This window comes from Vibrio sp. SALL6 (genome assembly GCF_002002385.1).
Lineage (GTDB): Bacteria > Pseudomonadota > Gammaproteobacteria > Enterobacterales > Vibrionaceae > Vibrio > Vibrio parahaemolyticus.
Window position 1 is genome coordinate 1 of the sequence record NZ_MQVK01000021.1, and the last position, 21,229, is coordinate 21,229.

Genomic DNA, 21,229 nt, shown 5'->3' on the forward strand with positions numbered 1-21,229 from the left:
AAATGAGTGTGTTTACGAAAGAGGCGAATAGATATCTTAATGTATCAATTTATTATTCAAATAGTGCACTAAGTGAGCTGGTAATAAACGGATGGCCAATGTTAATATGAGTTTTTATCTGAAAGTAGTTTATCAAAATACGAAAATAGTAACTTATATCTAAATCTTGCTAAGTAAAAAGAAAATGGACGTAAGCCAATAGGAATCATAGAAAACTTTCTGATACAAATTAAAAAAGACCGCGAATACAGCGGTCTTTTAGAATGCGTTTTACCACATCAAATCATCTGGAACGACGAAATCTGCGTATGGATCGTCTTCTGCCGGAATATCAGATTCTGCTTCTTTCTGTTCGATGATGACGGATTCGTCACGTTGAGCAATTTTATTCGCTACTCCGCGCGGGATGACAACGTAGCTTTCACCGACAATAGCAATAGCCAAAATGCCTTTGATTAACTGTTCGCGGATAAGTGAATCTACATAAAGTGATTTCACTAGTGTACCGTGTGTAAAGTTGTATTTGATGTCGCCATCTTTTAGCTCGATCTTGTTCATCTCAATCAGTTGATTGATTTGCGCTTTGATCTCTTTGCTTAGACGCTCTGCGTTTTGTTGTTGGCTTAGCTGTTTGTCTCGCTCTACCTGCTGGCGTTTACTCTCTTCAACCGCCGCTTTAACTTCGCGTGCTTGAACGCGTGATTTCTTTGAGCCTTTTTTCGCTTTCTTTAGTTTTTTCTCGTTAACTAAGCCCGCTTTTAGCATTTGTTCTTGAAGGGTAAGTTTCGCCATGTTTAATCCAGTTAGTGCGCAATTTTCTGCATTTTAACCAGTCATTCTCTGCAAAGAAAGGGGAGTGGCTTTTTAAGCGAGAAAAGCCTCAAGAATTGCCAACAAAACATGGTCTGCTCACCCGTTTAACTCTGCTTATCTAGCCGCCATTTTATCTAACCGCCATTGCCTTGGCGATTTTCCCGTCCAACTGCGAAAGTGGCGGCTGAATACCGAAGTTTCTGCATAGCCCAGTTGCAACGCGATATCGGTAATACTCTGAATATTCTCACTTAAACGCTGCTCGGCGAAATCCTGACGCACTTGCTGCAACAGCTGCCGATAACTCGTGCCCTGCTGCTTTAGCTTGCTTTGCAGCATCCTCGGGTGTAAATCCAATGCTCTGGCGACACGCTCCACGCTGCATTCTCCAGTCGATAGCAAACGGCCAATCATGTTTGCCGCTTGGTCACTGAGATTGTTGGGGTAACGGGTTTGCAGCTCTTTGAGGTGCTGCTGAAAATGGCGCTCTAGTGCGTCTTCATCTTGGTGGTTCTTAGCGTTAAGCAGACTCGCTTTAAGTAGGATACCGTCAAACTTATCACCGAAACGAAGTTTGTTCTGCTGGGCAAATTCGCTCTGTTCTGCCTCGAAGCTTGCGTGTTGGGTCAGGTGTAAAGAGAAGTGGCTCGCTTCAATATCAAGCAAACTGGCAATAAACATCGCCAGATGCGACACACTCAACTGCATCAACTGCGCGATACCGCGTGCGCTGTGCACATCAATATTGAGCGACAACCGTACCCAATCATCTTGTGGAGTCATGTTGAGAGTGACTCCTGACGAATGCAGATAGAGAAAATCATTCACCCGTACCAAGGCTTCACCGACCGTTTCTGCGCGAGAAACCAGCATCGGCAAATCGCCCAAACTTTGCAGGTTTTGCCGCTCGGCGAGCAACGCGCCAAACAGCGGTTGCTTACAACGAGCAGCCGCTTCCTCCAGCAATTCAGCCAACCTTGGATAAGCGAGATAGGTATCGGGATCGCGAAATTGCGCCGCAGACAGCCCGACGGCAGCCATAATCTCAACCGGATTCTGCCCTAGTTCGGAAACCAAGCTATCAAATTTATCGGCGGCGCCACTTCTTACGATATGCATGTCTCGATTTTCAAATGTTAACAACTTGTAAATCGCAATATATCAAATTTACTTCGCAAAAGGTCAAGTGAGTGTCAATGAGTTGATCTAAGTTACATTTTGATAACAACAACACATGGACGAGAAGCCGTATGGAACTTATCAATAAAACCGCGATTGTCACCGGCGCTGCAGGTGGAATTGGCCAAGCCATTATTCACAAACTGCTGGAACAAGGCGCGAAAGTACTTGCTGTCGACATTTCCCCTCAATCACTCAATGTGTATCAAGACTTCAATGCAGAGCAGCTACGAACATTTGTTGCAGACGTCACCGAATACCAAGAAGTGGAAGCCATGGTCAAGCATGCGGCCGAACAGTTTGGCTCGCTCGATATCATGATCAACAACGCGGGCATCGGCGCCCCGAAACCTCTGCTTGACCACGACCCAGTTGCCGATTTTGAACCGATCTCAAAGGTCAATCAAAACGGTGTCTACTATGGCATTCTCGCCGCCGGGCGACAATTCCAAACGCAAGGCACACCGGGCGTAATTCTTAATACATCGTCGGTTTACGCACAAATGGCGTCTGAGATGACTTTTACCTACAACGTCAGCAAAGCAGCGGTCGACATGATGACCAAATGCGCTGCGTTAGAGCTGGCGCCGCTCGGCATCCGTGTCTGCGCTATCGCACCGGGACGCGTTGATACCGCAATGTTAAGACAATACGACGAAATTGGCCTGTGGAATCACATCCGCAAAGAGCAGATGCGCCAAACCTTCACTCAACCAGAAGAAATCGCCAACGTGGTGACGTTTTTGGTCAGCGAGAAAGCCAACTGTATCAACGGCTGCACCGTCAGTGCGTCTGACGGTTTCGAGAATTTTAAGTACCCACTCATGGGATAGGCGAGAACGTCCCATTACAGCAATAGCGAGGATGTAAGTTATGTCATTACCAGAAGTTATTCAGCATCAAGATTTCCTATTAACTCTTAATACCAATGAAGAGTCGATCATCAAAGACGCGCTACCGGGTGTTGATGTTTACCCGTTGTTTCTAGACCCAGAAAACGGTACTTGGGTGGTTCGCGCCAAATTCAAACCGGGTATCACTCTGCCTAAGCACTACCACACAGGTGTGGTGCATTTCTATACCCTGAGCGGCGCTTGGCACTACATCGAGTATCCAGACCAAGTCCAAACAGCTGGCAGCTACTTATATGAACCAGGCGGTTCGATTCACACCTTCCACTGCCCTGAAAGCTCAGGCGGTGCCGACGGATTTATGGTGATCCAAGGTGCAAACATTAACTTTGACGAAGAAGGTAACTTCATCAACATCATGGATGCAGGTTGGATTGAGCAAGTTGTTATTGCAACAGCGAAAGCACAAGGCTTTACCGCGCGCTACATCAAACCGGGTGCGATTGCTGGCCTCAGCGATGAGCTAGCGGAGTAACCCCATGCAACAGATGAACAGTATCGTAATGCAAGATGGTAGTGTCCGCCTGAAGCAAGTCGAAATCCCCAAACCCGCAGCGGGACAAGTGTTGGTTCGTAGTCTCGCTTGTGGCATTTGTGGCTCCGACCTTCACATTACTCGACACGCCGATGAGGTATTTGATGTATTCCACCAGCTCGGGTTGATGCCTGATGAAGCCGGTGAGCACGCTCAAGTGATGTTAGGGCATGAGTTCTGCGCGGAAATTGTCGAATACGGATCTGATACTCAGCAGACGTTGGCTGTTGGTAGCCGAGTCACCTCAGTGCCGATGTTGCTCAGTCAAAATGGCGCGGGCGTTGGTGTTACTCCGGGTACTTATGGCGCTTACTCTGAGTACTTCCTGCTTGATGAAGCGTTATTGCTACCTGTCCCAGACGGAATGCCGTCTGAGGCGGCGGCATTGACCGAACCACTGGCGGTCGGTTTGCACGCGGTCAATCGCAGTGAAATCGAAACGGAAGAAACCGCGCTGGTTGTCGGTTGCGGTCCTATAGGGCTGGCGGTGATTGCTGCACTGAAACAACGTGGCGTCAGCAATATTCTTGCGGTCGATCTTCAGGAAGAGAAACTGCAACTTGCTAGTGAGTTTGGCGCAAATCGATTGATCAACCCGACCAAGGAAGACGAGATCGCCGTTGGTGAGCAGTACGCGATGAACTCACGTCTGGTCATTTACGAGTGTGTGGGCAAACATACTTTGATTGACGATTTTCTGCGCCGCGCCCCTGCCCGAGCGCGAATCGTCATCTCGGGTATCCATACGACACCCGCAATCATTAACTACGCGTACGCGACGGTAAAAGAGCTCGATTTGAGATTCTCTTACTACTACCAACCGCACGAGTTTGAGCAATGCCTACAAGCGATTGCCGAACATAAGTTGCCTTGGCAGAAAATGCTCACCGCCAAAGTGGGAATCGATGGTGTGGAAGATGTGTTTAGACAGTTAATGACGCCAAATGACCACATCAAAGTCGTTATCGAACCTTGGCGCTGCGGCGCGTTAGAAGTGATTTAATTCTTAGCCAAATTAAGCTAGCTAAAACCAATTTTAGTTTGGTGACAGCCCCAACCGTAGCAGCTAGGTTGGGGCTTTTTTTGTTAGGCCTGTTCTGCGCATTCCTGTTGCAGAGCAGGGTAATCGGTGTAGCCTCGTTCGTTTCCGCCAAACAACGTTGAGCCATCGAGTTCTGCCAACGGATGGTGATGTTGCAAGCGAGAGACCAAGTCTGGGTTTGCTACGAATGGTCGTCCGAATGCGACAAGATCCGCGTAGCCTTTCTCTAACACTTCGTTTGCTCGCTGAGGATTGTAGCGACCTGCGACAATGATAGCGTTGCGAAATCGCTTTCTAAGTTCGATTCGAAACGTCTCGGGAATCGTTGGTGCATCGGCCCAATCGGCCTCGGACAAGTGCAAGTAGGCAATGTCGCGCTCCTGTAGCTGTTCTGATGCCTCTAAGATCGTTGGCACGATATCTGGGCAGTCCATATCTTTAAACGTAATGAATGGTGCCAATCTCACTCCAACTCGATGCGCACCAACAGCGGCGATAACTGCATCCACTACTTCGATAAGAAAACGGATACGGTTTTCTCGTGAACCGCCGTAGTTGTCTGTTCGATGGTTTGAATTGGTTCTTAAGAACTGGTCTATCAGATACCCATTCCCGCCGTGGATTTCTACACCATCAAAACCCGATTCAATGGCGCGTTTGGCTGCGTTCGCGAAATCACCGACAACTCGGTTGATATCCGCTTGTGTCATTGCGCGTGGCTCAACACAATCGACCATATTGCCGTTGCCTTGTTCATCTGCAATCCAAACTTGCGTCTCTACCGGAGCGAGCGCAGATGGTGCGATAGGCTGTTCACCATTTTGGAATGTTGGGTGAGACACTCTGCCCACATGCCATAGCTGACAAAACATCGCTGCGCCTTGTGATTTGACCGCTTGGGTCACACCCTGCCAGCCCGCCACTTGCGCATCGGTGTAAACGCCAGGGGTGAACGAGTAGCCTTGAGAATCGTTCGAAATTTGTGTGGCTTCGGAAATGATCAGCCCGGCAGAAGCGCGCTGTTGATAATACGTTGCCATCATCTCATTCGGGATGTTGCCCGGCTGAGTGGTGCGTGCGCGAGTCATTGGTGCCATGACAATACGGTTTTGTAGTGACAACGCTTTTAGTTGAGCTGGTTCAAACAGCTTATTTGTTCTTTGTTTCATGTTGCGCTCCTCAGATAAGCACTGGCACGTTGGTCGCTTTCCGAGCGGTTGCCATCCAGTGAAGTACGGCTGGATCCCATTGCACTTCGGAAGCACTGAAGAAACCGCGCAAAATGGAGAACATAATGGCTTGATCAACTAGTGATGTTTGCTTTTCTGAACTTAGGTTGAGGAAGGGTTTAGTTTGTTCTATCAAAGCGGCGACTTCTTTCGCAATCGCAGGTGTATCGTTAATCAAAGCTTCAAAATTTAACGCTTCGGTTTCTTTTTTTTCACGCCATGCTTGTTTAGCGGTTTCTGTTGCAAATTCCGGTAACGTCATGTTTGACCAACGCGGATACCCGACTTTTTGTAGCGGTAAAAACGCTTGTTTTTGCCAGTCTAAAACCGGTGTTGAGGGTTGGCTTTTTTCGCTGGAAGATGCCAATTCAAGGAAGTAGTTGATGATGTCTAAGCTTTCCGCCATGGCTTCACCATCGTCTTTGATCAAAAGAGGAACTTGTTTTGCGCCGATGAGGTTTGTGGTGGTGCTCTCGTCGTCATAAGCAATGTTGATGACATCGAGCTGAATATTCAGTATGCCTGCAACAAAACGGACGCGGGCGCTAAAGGGGCAATGTTCATAAATGTACAGTTTCATTTTTGTTTCCTATCTCTTGGCTGGGCAGGGCGTGTTGTTGTGCGTTGAACAGCGTTACGGCGTTTAACTTTGCCCTGTCACATAACGTTCTGGGTCTAAACAATGTCGATAGGGTCAGTATATGGATTCGATTTAATTTGATAATTGGGTAATATCTGAATTGATTGTTCAGTTTTTCCAAATAATAAGGGCGCAAAGATGGATAAGTTTTCGGATATGACGTTGTTTGTCAGCATCGTTAAACATCAAGGTCTGGCAGCGGCGGGAAGGGAGTTAGGTTTGTCTCCGGCGACGGTAACGGCAAGGCTGCAAGCGATAGAAGAACGCTATGGTGTAAAGCTGCTCAACCGAAGCACACGCCACGTATCACTCACGGACGCAGGGGCAATGTACCATCAAGCTTGTCTGAACATCATTGATAGCGTGAAAGAGACGGAAAACTTACTTCAAACTGGTATTTCGGAAGTGCGCGGAACGTTGAAAATTTCAGCTCCACGAGATATTGGCAAACAAATTATTTCGCCGATGGTGTCGGCTTTTTCTGAGCAATATCCGGATGTGACGCCTTATCTTTATCTTAATGACAATTTATCGAACTTGGCTGAATCGGGGCTCGATTTAGTGATTCGTTACGGTGAGTTAGCGGACAGCAATCTCATTTCGCGCAAGCTGGCGTCGAGTCAACGTGTGCTGTGCGCGTCACCTGATTATTTGTCGAAGCAAGGTATCCCAAACTGTCCTCAAGATCTCGCGGATCATCGCTGCTTAGCCATGGTGCGCAGCAATGAAGAATTAAAAACGTGGCACTTTAAAGATGAAGAGTCTCACCAAACGATCACGGTCACGCCAAAGCGCTTTTCTGATGATGGTGAAGTGATTCGACAATGGGCGTTGGAGGGGGCGGGGATTGCGTTGAAATCGATTTTAGATATTCAGCAAGACCTCAAACAACAACGTTTAGTAACGGTTTTGGATGGGTATATGAAAAACTTCAGCGCCTTCTCGCAAGGCGCTGAAGCGGATCTGCATGTCATTTATCAGAGCCGCCAATATCAACCGAAAAGAGTTCGCCTGTTTTTGGACTTTCTAGTTGAGCAATTTAGCGCGCTGAGTGATACCAGCAATCAGATCTAGATGCGATTCCGAGGTTTCTCGGCGGTGGCGATAAATCCCGACGGTGCCAGGGTTTGGTTCGTTTTCCATGGTTAAGTATCGTAAGCCAAAGGATTCCAAATACGATTGCAGATGGCGGGTATAAGACATCACCGCGACGCTTTCTTTCAGTACATCAATACTGGCGAGCAGAGAATCCACTTCGTAAGTCGGTCTGTCATCCAGTTGCTGCCTTTCGCGTTCATTTTGTTTCGGGATTGGGTTATCGATGACGTGAGCGAATTTCTTAGCGTCATAAGTGACCGAAAGAGCGGGGTATTCGTGCAGCATTTCTTCGGTGACGGTTTTCCCTAGCAGTGGATGGTTTGAGGAAACAAAATAGGCATCAACCGTTTGAAATAGCGGAATAAACGTAACATCGCATTTAGACGACAAGCCGACAATCTCGTGGCCGATGAAGAATTCAATCTGTTCGTTGATTAATGAATCCATCAAGCCTAAGTGGTTGCCAAATTCGATGTGCGTAGATGCCGAAGGCTGCTTGGTCAGATGTTCATTGAGTGCTTGTTTGACGAATAGCGGCCACCACGCATCGCCAGTACCCATTTTAATTTTTCCGACTTGGTACTGTTTCCGTTCATCAATGCTTTGCATCATTTGGTTGTATTCATGCTGCATCGCGTTGCTATGGCGATAGAGGATGCGTCCGTATTCGGTCAACACCATGCCATTAGGATGGCGTTCAAACAGCGTTACGCCGAGATTCTCTTCCAGCTTCTTTAAATTGCTTGTTACCGTTGGTTGGCTTAACCCTGCCATTCTTGCCGCAGCGCTGATGCTTTGGCAGCGTGCAACCAGTAAAAATTGCTGCAGAGATTTGTCCATTTTCTTTCCCCTCTAAGAACGAGGGGTATTTTGCACAATTTCATTTATAAATCACAAATCTGTAATCTCATTTGATTGAAATTATGCGCATTTCATAGATCTACATCACTGTTGGGGTCTGACGTATAGATGTTATCTATAGCTCGCTCCTGACTTCCTATTTTCCCCTCAAAAAGGTGTTCTTTAGACTGTCGCCAAAACAACAATCTAAGGGATGAACATGAAACCGAGTTTTATTGCGCTTGCTGTCGCGTCTTGTATTGGTCTTGCTGGATGTGGGTCAGATTCCTCTGATGCGCCAGTGTCAGTCGACAAACCAATTATTTCAGCCGACTTATATTTACGTGGTTTAAATGGGGATTGGGGCACGGCAGAGCATGCCAAGCTAAACTATTTGGGTAATAACGAGTACGAAACCGTACTGCGCGTCGCTCGAGGTAGTAATCAGTTCAAGATTGCTGATCCGGGTTGGCAGATCCAATACACCTATTTTGAGGAGCCCGCGGCGTTCGATAAAGCTCAAGAGTACCTGCCAAAACCAGACACGAATGACGCGTGTATGAACGATGATTGCAACTCTGAGATCACGTTTGAAGACAAAGGGTATTACAAGTTTTCTGTGAGCTTTGCCGATGAAAGTTGCGCGACAATGACTGTGACGAAAGCAACGCAAGAAGAAGCGGAAAAATACTACTCTGATGCGATTCTCGACCCTGCAATGGTGCATGAAGGGCATCAGAATAAAGAAGTGAAACTGTTCGCCAATTACGATGACTCGAGTGATACCGTGATTTTCTCGGTGAAAGATCCTAAAGCTGAGCTGCGTGAATTTGGTATTTCAACGACGACAGAATTGCGTGATGCGCTCGACCAAGGCTTAGTGATTAATGAACAAACAGGGCCGCGAGTGGTGTCGGGCGATGTCGCGTTTGATGCGTTGTTTGCGTTGACGATGAAAGAGCTAGACCAGCTTGCCGTTTCTGAAATCAAAGACGGCAATTACAACTACAACAACCCAATCAAAGCGGAAGTTTTTGAGACGGGGGCGAAGTGGCATTACGTGTGGACGCGTGATTTGGCGTACGCAGCAGACCTTTCGCTTGCATTGATGAATCCAACTCGCGTGCAAAATGGTTTGAATTTCAAATTGTCCGCTTTCCGCGATACTACCGATCAGCAATACGATGGCGAGCAGATTGTGCAAGATACGGGCACGGGCGGTAGCTGGCCAATTAGTACCGACCGCACGACTTGGGCGCTTGGTGCAGAACGCTTACTTTCGGCATTGGATGGAGAAGAGTACAACCAGTTTGCCGAGCGCGCATATAACGCTATCAGTAATACACTTGAAGCCGATCGCCTGGCGGCTTTTGATGCGAAATCTGGTTTATACACTGGTGAGCAATCATTCCTTGATTGGCGTGAGCAAACGTATTCAACGTGGACGCCAAACGATGTCAATGCGATTGGTAGCAGCAAAGCGTTATCGACAAACGTGGTTCATTACCGTGCGATTCAGCTCGCGGCTAAGTTGGCAGAGAAGTACGATTCAACCAACGCGGTCAAATACACCGAGTGGGCTGCACAGCTAAAAACCGCTATCAACGAGCAGTTTTGGAATGCCGAACGCGGTATGTACGTAAGTTATTTGTTTGATAATGGCAAAGACATCGCGGTCGACAAATATGACATGTTGGGCGAAGCACTGGCGATCATCAGTGGTGTGGCAAGTGATGCGCAGGCGAAACAAATCATGGCCAATTACCCACACAGTGAGTTTGGCGTGCCGGTTTATTTCCCTCAACAACCAGACGTGCCTGTGTACCATAACCGCGCAATTTGGCCATTTGTTACCGCGTACAGCTTGCGCGCCGCGCATCAAACACAAAACGTGGCAGCAGCGAACAATGCCATTCAATCGTTGGTTCGTGGTACGGCAACCAACTTATCCAACATGGAGAACTTAGAGTGGCTTTCTGGTAAGTCATTCATCATCCATAGTGATCATGGTGAAGATCCAAGCTTGGATGGCCCAGTGATTAACTCTCAACGTCAGCTTTGGTCTGTGGGTGGCTACTTGAACATGGTGGTAGAGACCTTATTCGGCATCCATACCGAAACAGGTAAGTTGGAAGTGAAGCCATTTATCACAAGTTGGGTGCGCAATAACTTGTTGGCTCAGTCTGAACAAATTACGTTGGAAAACTTTGCCTTCAAAGGAAAGAACTACTCGGTAACGATTGACTTGCCTGAAGTAAGCAAAGATGAAACAGGCTACTACCCAGTTGAAAATGTCGCGATGGACGAAGAGGGGCATTTCCACGTGACACTGGGCGCGCTTGTGAATGTAGATAGCAGCATTACTTTAGTTTCTGGGGTGAAACCGTATGTGAGTGAAGATAGCCGCGTTTATTCTCCGCAAGAGCCAACATTGGTGGTAAAAAGCGTTGATAATTCGGTTTCGATTGACGTGACGAGCAAGTACAACGTGAACTTGTATCGCAATGGCGAGCTGATTCAAAAGAACGTGATTGCTCAATCTTATTCCGATACGCCAACTGGTTTTGCTTGTTATTTGGCTGAAAGCATTAACGATAAAGGCTTCCGTTCTAACCCAAGCCAACCGGTTTGTGTCGGTGAAGAGATCCGCATCAAACTTGATGGCGAATATCAGCCACTCAAAGACAATGTCTCAGTGGTTACGGTGAGCAAAGACAGTGGCCTCGTAAAAGGTGCAGAGTCGTTTACAGCTCCTGTAACGGGCACTTACCAGTTCGATGCTTGGTACAACAATAACCTAGGACAACTTAATACCGGCATCACGAACACAGTGAAATTGTTAGAGGTATTGGATGATGCAGGTAAAGTGGTTGGTCAAGGTTACTTGCAGATGGGCCATATTGGTGAAAACCAAGGTATGCGTTACTCAACGCCAATTGAAGTGGCGTTGGAGCAGGGGAAAACCTATCAGATCGCGCTGAAGGACCACTTCAATATGAGTTACCTCACATCGAATGAAACCTACATCTACGCTGGTGGTATTGAGGGTGAAAAGAACGAAGCGCAAATCGCAGATATTCGAATCACACCTTTAATGTAGGCTGTTTTAACAAAGCTGTGTTCTAAAAAACTGTGTTCTAAGAAAAACAAAGCCGCTGAGATTATCAGCGGCTTTGTTGTATTTGCTATCGGGGGCCGTTTACAGGTTAGTTTGCAGCTTGCGGACGAGGCTTACGACGCTGGCCTGATGGTTTGTTTCCTGCAGGCTTAGCATTGTTTGGCTTGCGGTTACCAGACGGTTTACCAGCGTTGCCACACTTATTACCGTTTGGTTTATTTCCATTCGGTTTATTGCCATTTGGCTTGTTGCCGTTAGGTTTGCGGTCATCTGGTTTGCTGTGTGCACGACCTTGGTCTTCACGATTACCTTTAGGCTTGCCCGCACCGCCTTGGTTTGTGCTGTTTTTGTTGCCGTTGTTACCACCGTTGAAGCGACGCTTAGGTTTGTTTGCACCATTGCCTGCTTTCTTTTCGGTTGCTGGAGCGTTTTCACCCGCAGCATTTGGCGCTTTTGGTTTTTTCGGCTTCTTAGGTTTTTTCGGTTTGATTGGGCGAGTATCCAGTTTAGATTCTGGCACTACATTGGTTGGCGCAAAACCTTCCAACTCTTTACGTGGTAGCACTTCTTGAATCAAACGTTCAATCGCAAACAGCTCAGATGCTTCCAGCGCACACACCAGTGAAATCGCTTTACCTACTTCGCCAGCACGGCCAGTACGACCAATACGGTGAACGTAGTCTTCTGCCACTTTAGGTAGTTCAAAGTTCACCACTTGCGGCAATTGAGGAATATCGATACCGCGTGCAGCAATGTCCGTCGCGACCAACACACGAATTTCACCCGATTTAAAATCCGCCAGTGCTTTGGTACGCGCGCCTTGGCTCTTGTTACCGTGGATGGCAGCAGCAGGTAGGTTTTGTTCGATCAGGAACTTCGCTAGACGGTTTGCTCCGTGTTTTGTTTTCGTAAACACCAGCACTTGCTTCCAATCGCCGTCTTTGATCAATTTAACCAACATCGGAGCTTTCTTCTTCACGTCTGCTGGGTAGATGCTTTGCTCAACCGTTCTCGCCGTCGAGTTTGCCGGGTTCACTGAAATCTCAACCGGGTTGTTCACCAAGCCTTTCGCAAGGTCGCGGATTTCATCCGAGAAAGTCGCCGAGAAAAGTAGGTTCTGACGTTGTTTGGGTAGCAGAGCTAGGATCTTACGAATGTCACGGATAAAGCCCATATCCAACATACGGTCTGCTTCATCCAGTACCAAAACTTCTAGTTGGTCGAACTTCACTGCATTTTGGTTGTACAAATCCATCAGGCGGCCTGGTGTTGCTACCAACACATCCGCACCTTTGCGAAGACGCAGCATTTGCGGGTTGATCTTCACACCACCAAAAACAACCGCACTGCTTAGTGGAAGATGACGGCCGTACATAAACACGTTTTCTTGCACCTGAGCCGCAAGTTCACGCGTTGGCGTCAGGATAAGTGCACGCACTTGGTTAGCACGAACGCGAGGGCCGTTCGATAAACGCTCAAGAATCGGTAGCGTAAAGCCTGCAGTTTTACCTGTACCAGTCTGCGCTGCTGCCATTACGTCTTTCCCTTCCAAAATAGCAGGAATTGCTTTTGCCTGAATTGGCGAAGGGGTGTCGTAGCCTTTCTCTTGAATAGCTTTAAGGATTGGAGCAGATAGACCTAACGAGGTAAAACCCATATGTATGATTCTCAATTGTAGAGTTAGATAACAACGCGCCGAAAACAAATCGGTGCGAAAAGTGCGACATTCTGAGGCTTTTACGCGCAGGCTTCAACTAATTCCGTCATGGATAAATATTTGAACTGGATCTCATTTATTTTTGGCAGGCAAAAATAGGTGCTTTACCTAAACTTAGCTTGAGGTTCTAGAGTTGCATTAAGAACAAAAAACAAGAACCCAAAGGAAAACATTCATGAACAGTTATGTAGAACACGCCAATATCTCAGTCGTTGACGCACAAAAGATGATCCAATTTTTGACCGCCGCTATCCCTGAATGGAAAGTACGCGGGGGCGGAAAAATAGATAATTGGTTTGGCCGACCGATTGAGTGGTTTCACGTAGGTGATGATCATTCTTATATTGCCATCTCGTCAGGAGGAAAAGGCGACGCTACTCATTGGACATCACACTTCACAGGTTTTAAACACATAGGGATTGTGGTGCCGGATGTAGAAGCCCTCATCGAAAGGCTAAGCAAAGCAGGTTATGAGCTCGACCACCGAGGCGACGAACACCCATTTAGAAAGAACGTCTACTATCTAGAAGACCACGGTATGCTGTTTGAGTTTATCGAGTACTTCTCGGAGAAAGGCAGCGAACGAAATGACTATATCCAATAGCTAGAAGCTGTTCGGAGCAAGCGTGAGGCTTGCTCCTTTCATTACTCAGCTTTTGCATGCGTTAAAAACGCACTCGTCAATTGCTGAAAGAGCGAATCTACCGATGGACGGTCGGATATATGATGGAAGAGCGGTGTGTGGACATCACCACGAATATCATCGTCATGACCACAAAGCTGATTACATAATCGTACTGGTTCGACAATCTTCTCGACGTCGGCATCAATCAGAATGCATGCTTGTGACAATACCACTTGTCCGCCGCCTTTTTTAAGTAAAGCACGCTGCGCGGTTCCCACGACTTTTTGTCCGACAATGTTGAGGTTGTACTCGCCATCGCAGTAGGAATAAGGCGTAGCATGAATATCCACTTTCACGCCGAGCTGTTTAAAGAAAACCGTTAATATTGCACATAAATCGAGATACGCTTTTTTGATGTTGTAAGGCTCACCTTCTGGCCAGTGATAGATATGGGATAGATTGATAATACCCGGTACCTGAGGGACTGGTGCACCACCGGTTTTACGAGAAAAGAGCTTCCAGCCAGACGTATTTAACGCATGTTCCAATTCATTAGACTCTGGCCATTTCTTGCCCGCGGGAAGCACTAGCGTCGGGCTTTTTACTTGCCAAAGTAATAGCACTTGTGAGAGTTGGTTGGATTGAACTTGTTTAATGAGCTCATCTTCTTTTTCAAATGCATCAGCGACTTCCGTAGCTGTGTAGCGAATTAGCTTATTCTTAGCAACCAAAACTCTATCCCTCGTATGTATTTAATCGTTACTGTTTTATCTCAGATACGGTTTTATTGCTAGGTCTGTGATTGCGAGGTTTTTGCTCGTTAGCTGCGTGGCCACTTTTTGGTTTTTCCGTTGTCTATTAGTTCTACTTGAACGCGCGATAGAAATATTTTGTTGGTCATCGCATAAGCAATTCATAAAATCCGCCATCTATAAAATTTTTTGGCGATATGAATATGAAAAAGCGAGTGATGTGTCTCGCGTTAGCGGCATCATTAACGGGGTGTGTGACGTTCCCAACTCAAGAATCTGAGCAAGTACAGGTGCTTTGGGATAATGTGAATGCGATTGAAAACTGTGAACTAATGGGGACCGTGATCGGCTCAGAAGGGCACTTTTACGACTACTGGCTTCACGCAGATAAAGACATGGTTTGGGGTACACTAAACCAAATGCGCATCAAGGCGGCAGATTTAGGCGCAGATACCTTGTATTTATACCAACCGTTAAGCTTTTCTACGTCAGTGACGATGTTTGCAAACGCTTACAAGTGCAAACAGTAGCGATTTGCTTGCTCATAACTGAAAGACAGGCGTCGCTCGCCTGTCTTTGATGTGCTCAACAAACATGGGTTTGTTCGTCATGTTCTCTCTCGCCGTTAATTCACATTGGCCGTTGCTACCGCGATAGAGTCGGAAAACGACAGCGTGAAATCTCGCTCTGTATTGAGCACTTTGGCCGGAAACTCTAAGCTTAATTGCGCGTGCGGCGCGACTTCCGAAGCAATACTGGTGACGAATTTTCGAGTTTCTCCTGGAGAGATCGACAAGCTGTTTCCACCTTTGGATGAAAGCTCGGCAATGCCCATCGTTTGCAGCGTGTTGCCTGCCGTATCAGCCAGATGCAGCAAAGATTCTGACTTATAGACCAACTCTCCACTTTCGGTGCGATAGGCGCTAAAAGTGTTGAAGTTTGGTTGTAATGAACCTTGAGAACCTACGTTTGTGACGGAAAACATCACGTTAGAACCATCAAAATTCTCGACTTTCACCAACACGTTACCGTCTTGGTAACGAGCGGCTGCCGCAGCACTTGCTTGCTGTTTCTGCCTCTGTTTTTCTTTTTCAATGTTGCTCAATTGGTTTTGCTCGTTTGCTAGGCGGTTTTCAGCCATCGCGTACGATTGATCCACCATTGCCAACAGCGCTGGGATTGAATACAGCGTTAGACCTTCCAAATGGTCAAAGTCGATTTTGGCATGCTGAGTAAGTTCGTGATTCGAGAACTGGCAGTAGCCATCAATCAAGCTAACGAACGCGACTTCAAAAGTGCTCTGTAATCGGCTTACTTCCTGTGCGGCTTTTTCTAAATCTGAGCGTACTTTTCGGATCTCTTCCAAAGTCTTTTGTGGCAGACGTCCATTGGGCGACACGTCATTGGAAACCGAGACCAGTTCTTCGGTCACAAATGGATTGTTTTGGGCGGGAATCACTGTGGTGATGCGGTTGGATTTGGTGATGTCTTCGCCCAATAAGACCATCATTTTTTGCGATACGGCGGTTGTGTTGCCCGCTAATACGTCACTACAGTTTGGAGACGTACTCGCATACGCGGCGAATGCGGTAAAAAGTGAAAAGATAACGGACCAGCCAGTGGTGACGAGTCCTGTCGTGGTTCGAGTGTTCATCCTGATAACCCCTCTGTCATTTGGTGCGATTCACTGACGTAATTGCCAATCAAGCGACTGGCTCGCGACATTCAGAATGGTTTTGGTCAATCCTTCGTAGTGAGTATGCCCGCAGATGCTTTTTAGTCGTTTTCTCAATCGCTAAGCCACGACTGAGTAAAGTGTCTGAAATTGAGAGCATTAATGCTGCGAAGTTGATGTCTTTTGTCTGAAAGATAGACGTAACTTTTCTAACCATCAAATACGTGATTAGGTTCTCATTTTTATATGAGTGATAGGATCAAGAGAAAACAGGCACTTACTGTAGAGAGTTGATTTGAAGGAAAAATATAAATTTTTTTGGGGAACTTTTTTGATGCTGCCTTTGAGACTTTTTTCGAATCTCAAAGGCAGGTTCTAACGCATGCGCTCAATTACAAAGCGTTAAGTACATCCGCAAGTCGAGTGACAGCAGTCGTCAGTTCTTCTGGTGTGGCATTGGTAAAGTTAAGACGCAGAGCGGCTTTTACCTTAGAACCTTCCGGATAAAATACCGGGCTTGGCACCACAGCAACCCAGTTTGCGAGAAGGGTCTTCGCAAGTTCGAACGTGTCGCATTCTGGAATTTCGACCCAGACAAACATGCCACCATCGACAGGTTTTAGTACGCAACTTTCTGGCAGCTGCTTTTGCAGCTCAGCAAACATGACATCGTAACGCGATTTGTAAAGCGCACAGATGGTTGAAATGTGTGTTTCGAAATTGTCATGTTGAAGTAGACCATGCAGCAATGCTTGCATAGGAATACTAGAGTGCAGATCTGCACCTTGTTTGATTTTGATGAGTGGCTCAAGGTAACTGCGTTTGCCGGTAACCACACCAATACGCAAGCCTGGTGAGGCGATTTTGGAGAATGAACGCAACACGATGGAGTGTTGTGGGCAGAAATCCGAGACCAGCGGTAGTGCTTCACCAGAAAAACGCAGCTCGCGGTATGGTGCGTCTTCAATGAATGCCACGTCGTATTGGATACAAAGCTCGGCAACTTTTTGGCGAGTCTCTAGCGCCCAGCATACGCCCGTTGGGTTGTGAAAATCGGGCACGGCGTAGAACATTTTTGGTTGCTGCGTGGCAAAGCATTGCTCGAGTTCTTCAAGGTTTGGGCCACACTCGGTTTGCGAAACGGTCACGATGTTGGCTTGCACTAAACCGAATACTTGCATAGCACCAAGGTAGCTTGGTGCTTCCATCACCACTTTATCGCCCGGATTCACGTACGCACGCGCAATCAAATCTAGCCCTTGCTGAGAACCCGTTGTGATCATCGCCAAATGAGATTCTGGCAGTTGGTAATAATCGGTCAAAAAGTTAAGTAGCGGTGCGTAGCCTGCTGTTGCGCCGTATTGAAACACCTCTGGCATGTTCGCGAGGTTTTCGAGCGTCGGTTTCATCAAGTCGATCGGGAAGGTTTTTTCGTCCGGTAAGCCACCCGCAAGAGAAATGACGTTCTTATCGCTCGCTGCTGCGAGGATCTCTCGAATGTAGGATGACTTAGTTTGTTGTAATGACTGTGCGATTTCCATGTGCTGTGCTTCTCGTAATTGTCTTTTTTTATGTCAGAAATAGTATAGGTAAATTGCCAAGCTTGGTGTGTCCATTTATGCTGTTAAACATGTCCATTTATGCTATTTGAGCGAAAGTTTACTCCGTGAGCCATCAACAAGTTTCCAGAATCAATGACGTGCTGTTTTACATTCACCAGGACATTAGCAGAGATTTATCAGCTAAAGAGCTAGCAGATGTAGCAGCCTATTCTGAACAACACTTCCATCGTATTTTTAAAGATGTCGTGGGGGAATCCATCCATCAATATATCCGCCGTACCAGAATGGAATACGCCGCCAATCAACTGATGTTTGATACCGGCTCATCGGTGCTAGACATTGCTAACAAGTGCGGCTTTAACTCGGTATCTTCTTTTAGCCGAGCGTTTAAAGCGACGTTCGCTATGTCACCTGGTGCGTGGCGAAAGCATGATTTACAAGTCGCAGAAAAACCGTATTTGAAGGATCCGGAAGTAGCAGCGGGTTATCATCGGGTTGCGAAACGCGAGTTGCCAGAACCAAAAATTATGGAAGTCCCACAACGCTTTGCGGCGTATGTTCGACATGAGGGTTATAACCGTTCCATTCGCAATGCGTGGCTGATTTTGAAAGCGTGGGCAAGTTCTGAGAATCGAGACTTTTCGGTTCAATATGGTTTGCATCACTCCAACCCTGCTTGGGTTGAGCTCGACAAGTGTCGTTATGTGGCTTGTATGGCGATTGATAGGCCGCTCAAAGTACGCGGTGTCGTGAATCAAATGACGATTCCGGGTGGTTTACATGCTGTTTTTCGCTTAACGGGAGTATATGGTGAGCTTCTTCCTCAACTGAGTATGGTATTAGAGAAGTGGTTGCCTAACTCAGGCTTTAAGCAACGTTCCACGCCCGCTTATGTTCATTATCTTAAAAACCATTTCCTCAGCCATGATGAGGCGTTTGAGCTGGATTTCTATCTACCCATCAGTTTTTTCTAAGCATCAGAAACACGCGGCTTGGCGAAAAGAGTGCAGTCGTATGGGACGAAAAGGCAGAGCCCAAAACAAGCTCTGCCTTATTTTTAGAATCTCTTGATAGGTGGTTAGAAATCGGCATCCGTATCAGCACCAGCCGATACCGTTAACCCACTTGTTGCTTGATAAATACTGAAGGTTTCTCCGGCGACAATACCTTCTTCCGAGTCATCATTTGCAGTGCAGGTATAGCCAACCGAGTAGGTGCCGGGTTCTACAAAACCAAACTCGTATTCGTAATTGACTTGCTCTATATCCGGAACCACGTTGGCTGCTGCAATTGGTGTGGCTTTCCCGTCTTCGCCAGCAAATGGCCCCATGTCCTCTTTGGCGACGCTGCCTTCATATAAGTAAACGGCGTGCGCATAGTCGTTTGCACTGGACGTATCAACTTCGCAATCTGCATAGGTTTGTGCGGCGACATCGCCCTGAATTTCACCTGTCGTAACGGTGTTGATCAAGGTCACCGAAGTGCGTTGAATACTGTACCCTTCGTTTTGACCCGTTCCGTCTTTTAAGCCTCGACGCAGATCAAACTCGACCACGAATTCATTGTTATCAGGATTAACCGCAAAGGTGTTATTAAAGAACAATACCCCAGAGTTAGGCTCTTTACCCACGCCTTGAGGACAAGCACCATCGCCTTTGACGGTCAGTGGGATTTGGTTTCCTGTTGCTTCATCAATCACATACGATGGGTAGTCGGGGTGATCGCCATCATTGGCAAACACACACAACTTGTAGTTGCCAGAAGGAATCACTTCATCTTCAACCAGCTCTTGGACATCACTGCCTTGATAGTTGAGCAAGTTAACACTCAACGGCAGAGGATCTTCACCATCAGGAATTGGATCGCCGTTTTCATCCACGTAATTGCCTTCTTCATCGGTTTTATACACCTCAAAAATTTGTGGTGATCCGCCATCAAGAGGAAGGAAAGCAACTTTGCTGTAAGTGATGACCACTTCGGAAACGTCGTCTATAGGCGCATCAGAGACGGATAGAGTCACAGGAGTTGTCGTGGTGATGGTATTACTGTCAGAGTTACAGCCAAAGAGCGCTACTACCACCGCTGCACCAACTAGGCTGAATTTTATGGTGTTCATTGGGGTTACCTTCTTAGTGGGAAGTCTATTAAATGTAGTAGAAAATGATGAGATTTTGACCAGGAGACGGGGGCTTTTGAATACCAAATAGTTAAGATATTGTAAATTAAATACGTTGCGTAAAAGTGTGGTCAACTCGACGATATCACCCCGAATGAAGTGCTATGGTTAATATTGGATTGCTTAAAAAACAAGCAAGACAAATGTCAATAACGCCACTCAAGAGGTCTCTATGTTAGGTGAAAATCACTCATTAACCCATGAATTCCCAGAACATTTGGATACCATCACTCAGCTTAGCCAAAACGATGCATCATTTGCTGAAAACGTTAAAAACTATAACGCACTAGATAAAGAGATTCGTGTATTAGAGCTGCAAGGCAGCCCGATAGACGACCACGCCATGAATGTGCTCAAGCATAATCGAGCGGAGCTAAAAGACTGGCTGCACTCCCGAATTATGGGTTCTTAACCAAGCAATGAGTATCGGCTCGTATTAACGAGCCGATTTTACTTGTTTGTTATGCCCTTAAAGTTTCGCATTTCCATTTAACTACCGAGCGGAAAATGTCCTGTTTTCACCCAAATTACCGTTTCTTCCTCTACAAAAGGGAAGTGCTCACTCATGTGAGGTGATCGCAACCAAGTATGTGTTGGGTATATACCTAGCTCATCCCTAAACTCGCCAGATAACACAAAAATTTCTTCTCCACCAAAGTGTCTGTGAGGTTGAAACTTTTCGCCTTTGGGCCACTTCACCAACGCAACATGCTCGTGCTTAACATCATGTAACGGCATCACTTGTAGTCCGCCAATACCAGGCAACCATTCTGTTTCTCGAGTATTGATTCGAACAGTTTTAAGATCGTTCGGATCAAATTGATTGAGCTTGACCAAAATGACACAACCTTTCTCGCTAAACGGCGCGTGCTGACTGCCGGGTGGGTTACGAAGATAAGAACCTGCGGGATAGTCGCCATTTTCGTCAGAGAAGACACCATCGAGCACTAAAATTTCTTCTCCGTAAGGGTGAAGGTGAGGAGAAAAGCGCGATCCTGCTTCGTACTTCACTACACTGGTTACGTGACCAGATTCTTTTGCCTCTCGCTCCAATGGCTTACGCCACACTCCTTGAGAGGGGCTAGCAACCCAATTTTGACAGCCTGTTTCGATGACGACCCTTTGAGAAAAATCCATATTCAACATACTGAAATACCGTTACTTATTTTATCGGTGCTTGATCCAATTATACGTTTAAAAACGTAATTTGATGCAATGGTTGGTTAAGTAATGTTCAACGGTTTTCTGAATACAAATGGGTTCTATTTTCAATTATTCCTTGTGTAATGATAATTGTTATATTATAACAGCTAAAAT

20 protein-coding genes are annotated in these 21,229 nt (G+C 46.6%); 9 read left to right on the forward strand and 11 right to left on the reverse strand.

Annotated features, from left to right (window positions below):
• Positions 1 to 270: 270 nt before the first annotated feature.
• Positions 271 to 792 (reverse strand): DUF2058 domain-containing protein, encoded by a 522-nt coding sequence (locus tag BIW15_RS13270; RefSeq protein WP_021449383.1) that lies wholly within the window; start codon positions 790 to 792, stop codon positions 271 to 273.
• A 135-nt stretch (positions 793 to 927) separates the two neighbouring features.
• Positions 928 to 1,932: an AraC family transcriptional regulator gene (locus tag BIW15_RS13280; RefSeq protein WP_077281147.1), complete on the reverse strand. Its 1,005-nt coding sequence runs from the start codon at positions 1,930 to 1,932 to the stop codon at positions 928 to 930.
• Positions 1,933 to 2,063: 131 nt separating this feature from the next.
• Between BIW15_RS13280 and BIW15_RS13285 the strand changes: the two genes are divergently transcribed.
• The 3 genes from BIW15_RS13285 to BIW15_RS13295 are packed head-to-tail and all read left to right on the forward strand — an operon-like array spanning position 2,064 to position 4,441.
• Positions 2,064 to 2,825 (forward strand): SDR family NAD(P)-dependent oxidoreductase, encoded by a 762-nt coding sequence (locus BIW15_RS13285; protein ID WP_077281148.1) that lies wholly within the window; start codon positions 2,064 to 2,066, stop codon positions 2,823 to 2,825.
• Positions 2,826 to 2,865: 40 nt separating this feature from the next.
• Positions 2,866 to 3,378 carry a 2,4'-dihydroxyacetophenone dioxygenase family protein gene (locus BIW15_RS13290; protein WP_005479856.1) on the forward strand — a complete coding sequence of 171 codons (513 nt, stop codon included), beginning with the start codon at positions 2,866 to 2,868 and terminating at the stop codon, positions 3,376 to 3,378.
• A gap of 4 nt (positions 3,379 to 3,382) precedes the next feature.
• A complete protein-coding gene (locus BIW15_RS13295) occupies positions 3,383 to 4,441 on the forward strand; it encodes a zinc-binding dehydrogenase (protein ID WP_077281149.1) in 1,059 nt (352 codons plus the stop codon).
• An 83-nt stretch (positions 4,442 to 4,524) separates the two neighbouring features.
• On the opposite strand, the gene BIW15_RS13300 is transcribed toward BIW15_RS13295, so the two are convergent.
• The gene (locus BIW15_RS13300; protein ID WP_077281150.1) at positions 4,525 to 5,649 is read right to left on the reverse strand and encodes an alkene reductase; all 1,125 of its coding nucleotides are present in this window, start codon (positions 5,647 to 5,649) and stop codon (positions 4,525 to 4,527) included.
• A 10-nt stretch (positions 5,650 to 5,659) separates the two neighbouring features.
• Positions 5,660 to 6,289: a glutaredoxin 2 gene (gene grxB, locus BIW15_RS13305; protein WP_077281151.1), complete on the reverse strand. Its 630-nt coding sequence runs from the start codon at positions 6,287 to 6,289 to the stop codon at positions 5,660 to 5,662.
• Between the two features lie 198 nt (positions 6,290 to 6,487).
• Here grxB and BIW15_RS13310 point away from each other — a divergent pair, with 198 nt between their 5' ends.
• Positions 6,488 to 7,423: a LysR family transcriptional regulator gene (locus BIW15_RS13310; protein ID WP_015312940.1), complete on the forward strand. Its 936-nt coding sequence runs from the start codon at positions 6,488 to 6,490 to the stop codon at positions 7,421 to 7,423.
• On the opposite strand, the gene BIW15_RS13315 is transcribed toward BIW15_RS13310, so the two are convergent.
• The gene (locus BIW15_RS13315) at positions 7,376 to 8,287 is read right to left on the reverse strand and encodes a LysR family transcriptional regulator (RefSeq protein WP_077281152.1); all 912 of its coding nucleotides are present in this window, start codon (positions 8,285 to 8,287) and stop codon (positions 7,376 to 7,378) included. The two genes, BIW15_RS13310 and BIW15_RS13315, sit on opposite strands and share 48 nt — an antisense overlap.
• Before the next feature lie 220 nt (positions 8,288 to 8,507).
• Here BIW15_RS13315 and BIW15_RS13320 point away from each other — a divergent pair, with 220 nt between their 5' ends.
• A complete protein-coding gene (locus tag BIW15_RS13320; RefSeq protein ID WP_069540633.1) occupies positions 8,508 to 11,387 on the forward strand; it encodes an amylo-alpha-1,6-glucosidase in 2,880 nt (959 codons plus the stop codon).
• Positions 11,388 to 11,493: 106 nt separating this feature from the next.
• Here BIW15_RS13320 and BIW15_RS13325 read toward each other — a convergent pair whose 3' ends face one another.
• Positions 11,494 to 13,062, reverse strand: coding sequence for a DEAD/DEAH box helicase (locus BIW15_RS13325; RefSeq protein ID WP_069540632.1), 1,569 nt, complete (start codon positions 13,060 to 13,062; stop codon positions 11,494 to 11,496).
• 235 nt (positions 13,063 to 13,297) lie between these two features.
• Here BIW15_RS13325 and BIW15_RS13330 point away from each other — a divergent pair, with 235 nt between their 5' ends.
• Positions 13,298 to 13,726 (forward strand): VOC family protein, encoded by a 429-nt coding sequence (locus BIW15_RS13330; RefSeq protein WP_021449393.1) that lies wholly within the window; start codon positions 13,298 to 13,300, stop codon positions 13,724 to 13,726.
• Between the two features lie 41 nt (positions 13,727 to 13,767).
• On the opposite strand, the gene BIW15_RS13335 is transcribed toward BIW15_RS13330, so the two are convergent.
• Entirely contained in the window at positions 13,768 to 14,478 is a 711-nt protein-coding gene (locus BIW15_RS13335; RefSeq protein ID WP_077281153.1) for a lipoate--protein ligase, read from the reverse strand.
• Between the two features lie 224 nt (positions 14,479 to 14,702).
• Here BIW15_RS13335 and BIW15_RS13340 point away from each other — a divergent pair, with 224 nt between their 5' ends.
• A complete protein-coding gene (locus tag BIW15_RS13340) occupies positions 14,703 to 15,029 on the forward strand; it encodes a DUF4156 domain-containing protein (RefSeq protein WP_020834976.1) in 327 nt (108 codons plus the stop codon).
• Positions 15,030 to 15,124: 95 nt separating this feature from the next.
• Here BIW15_RS13340 and BIW15_RS13345 read toward each other — a convergent pair whose 3' ends face one another.
• Both BIW15_RS13345 and BIW15_RS13350 read right to left on the reverse strand, forming a co-directional pair.
• On the reverse strand, positions 15,125 to 16,153 hold the full coding sequence (locus BIW15_RS13345) for a hypothetical protein (RefSeq protein WP_025530269.1): 1,029 nt from the start codon (positions 16,151 to 16,153) through the stop codon (positions 15,125 to 15,127).
• Positions 16,154 to 16,566: 413 nt separating this feature from the next.
• Entirely contained in the window at positions 16,567 to 17,715 is a 1,149-nt protein-coding gene (locus tag BIW15_RS13350) for a PLP-dependent aminotransferase family protein (RefSeq protein ID WP_006741414.1), read from the reverse strand.
• 125 nt (positions 17,716 to 17,840) lie between these two features.
• Between BIW15_RS13350 and BIW15_RS13355 the strand changes: the two genes are divergently transcribed.
• Positions 17,841 to 18,710, forward strand: coding sequence for a GyrI-like domain-containing protein (locus tag BIW15_RS13355; RefSeq protein WP_025543224.1), 870 nt, complete (start codon positions 17,841 to 17,843; stop codon positions 18,708 to 18,710).
• Positions 18,711 to 18,814: 104 nt separating this feature from the next.
• Here the strand turns inward: BIW15_RS13355 and BIW15_RS13360 are convergent, their stop codons facing one another.
• Positions 18,815 to 19,852 (reverse strand): DUF4382 domain-containing protein, encoded by a 1,038-nt coding sequence (locus tag BIW15_RS13360; protein WP_179115283.1) that lies wholly within the window; start codon positions 19,850 to 19,852, stop codon positions 18,815 to 18,817.
• Positions 19,853 to 20,084: 232 nt separating this feature from the next.
• Here BIW15_RS13360 and BIW15_RS13365 point away from each other — a divergent pair, with 232 nt between their 5' ends.
• A complete protein-coding gene (locus tag BIW15_RS13365; RefSeq protein ID WP_005479911.1) occupies positions 20,085 to 20,324 on the forward strand; it encodes a YdcH family protein in 240 nt (79 codons plus the stop codon).
• A 77-nt stretch (positions 20,325 to 20,401) separates the two neighbouring features.
• On the opposite strand, the gene BIW15_RS13370 is transcribed toward BIW15_RS13365, so the two are convergent.
• Positions 20,402 to 21,058 carry a cupin domain-containing protein gene (locus BIW15_RS13370; RefSeq protein WP_179115284.1) on the reverse strand — a complete coding sequence of 219 codons (657 nt, stop codon included), beginning with the start codon at positions 21,056 to 21,058 and terminating at the stop codon, positions 20,402 to 20,404.
• Positions 21,059 to 21,229: the final 171 nt, after the last annotated feature.

Coding starts and splice junctions, on each gene's coding strand:
- BIW15_RS13300 (WP_077281150.1), bottom strand. CDS start 5,649: ATGAAACAAAGAACAAATAAGCTGTTTGAACCAGCTCAACTAAAAGCG.
- BIW15_RS13320 (WP_069540633.1), top strand. CDS start 8,508: ATGAAACCGAGTTTTATTGCGCTTGCTGTCGCGTCTTGTATTGGTCTT.
- BIW15_RS13280 (WP_077281147.1), bottom strand. CDS start 1,932: ATGCATATCGTAAGAAGTGGCGCCGCCGATAAATTTGATAGCTTGGTT.
- BIW15_RS13365 (WP_005479911.1), top strand. CDS start 20,085: ATGTTAGGTGAAAATCACTCATTAACCCATGAATTCCCAGAACATTTG.
- BIW15_RS13310 (WP_015312940.1), top strand. CDS start 6,488: ATGGATAAGTTTTCGGATATGACGTTGTTTGTCAGCATCGTTAAACAT.
- BIW15_RS13345 (WP_025530269.1), bottom strand. CDS start 16,153: ATGAACACTCGAACCACGACAGGACTCGTCACCACTGGCTGGTCCGTT.
- BIW15_RS13360 (WP_179115283.1), bottom strand. CDS start 19,852: ATGAACACCATAAAATTCAGCCTAGTTGGTGCAGCGGTGGTAGTAGCG.
- BIW15_RS13340 (WP_020834976.1), top strand. CDS start 14,703: ATGAAAAAGCGAGTGATGTGTCTCGCGTTAGCGGCATCATTAACGGGG.
- grxB (WP_077281151.1), bottom strand. CDS start 6,289: ATGAAACTGTACATTTATGAACATTGCCCCTTTAGCGCCCGCGTCCGT.
- BIW15_RS13315 (WP_077281152.1), bottom strand. CDS start 8,287: ATGGACAAATCTCTGCAGCAATTTTTACTGGTTGCACGCTGCCAAAGC.
- BIW15_RS13350 (WP_006741414.1), bottom strand. CDS start 17,715: ATGGAAATCGCACAGTCATTACAACAAACTAAGTCATCCTACATTCGA.
- BIW15_RS13295 (WP_077281149.1), top strand. CDS start 3,383: ATGCAACAGATGAACAGTATCGTAATGCAAGATGGTAGTGTCCGCCTG.
- BIW15_RS13325 (WP_069540632.1), bottom strand. CDS start 13,062: ATGGGTTTTACCTCGTTAGGTCTATCTGCTCCAATCCTTAAAGCTATT.
- BIW15_RS13370 (WP_179115284.1), bottom strand. CDS start 21,058: ATGTTGAATATGGATTTTTCTCAAAGGGTCGTCATCGAAACAGGCTGT.
- BIW15_RS13290 (WP_005479856.1), top strand. CDS start 2,866: ATGTCATTACCAGAAGTTATTCAGCATCAAGATTTCCTATTAACTCTT.
- BIW15_RS13270 (WP_021449383.1), bottom strand. CDS start 792: ATGGCGAAACTTACCCTTCAAGAACAAATGCTAAAAGCGGGCTTAGTT.
- BIW15_RS13330 (WP_021449393.1), top strand. CDS start 13,298: ATGAACAGTTATGTAGAACACGCCAATATCTCAGTCGTTGACGCACAA.
- BIW15_RS13285 (WP_077281148.1), top strand. CDS start 2,064: ATGGAACTTATCAATAAAACCGCGATTGTCACCGGCGCTGCAGGTGGA.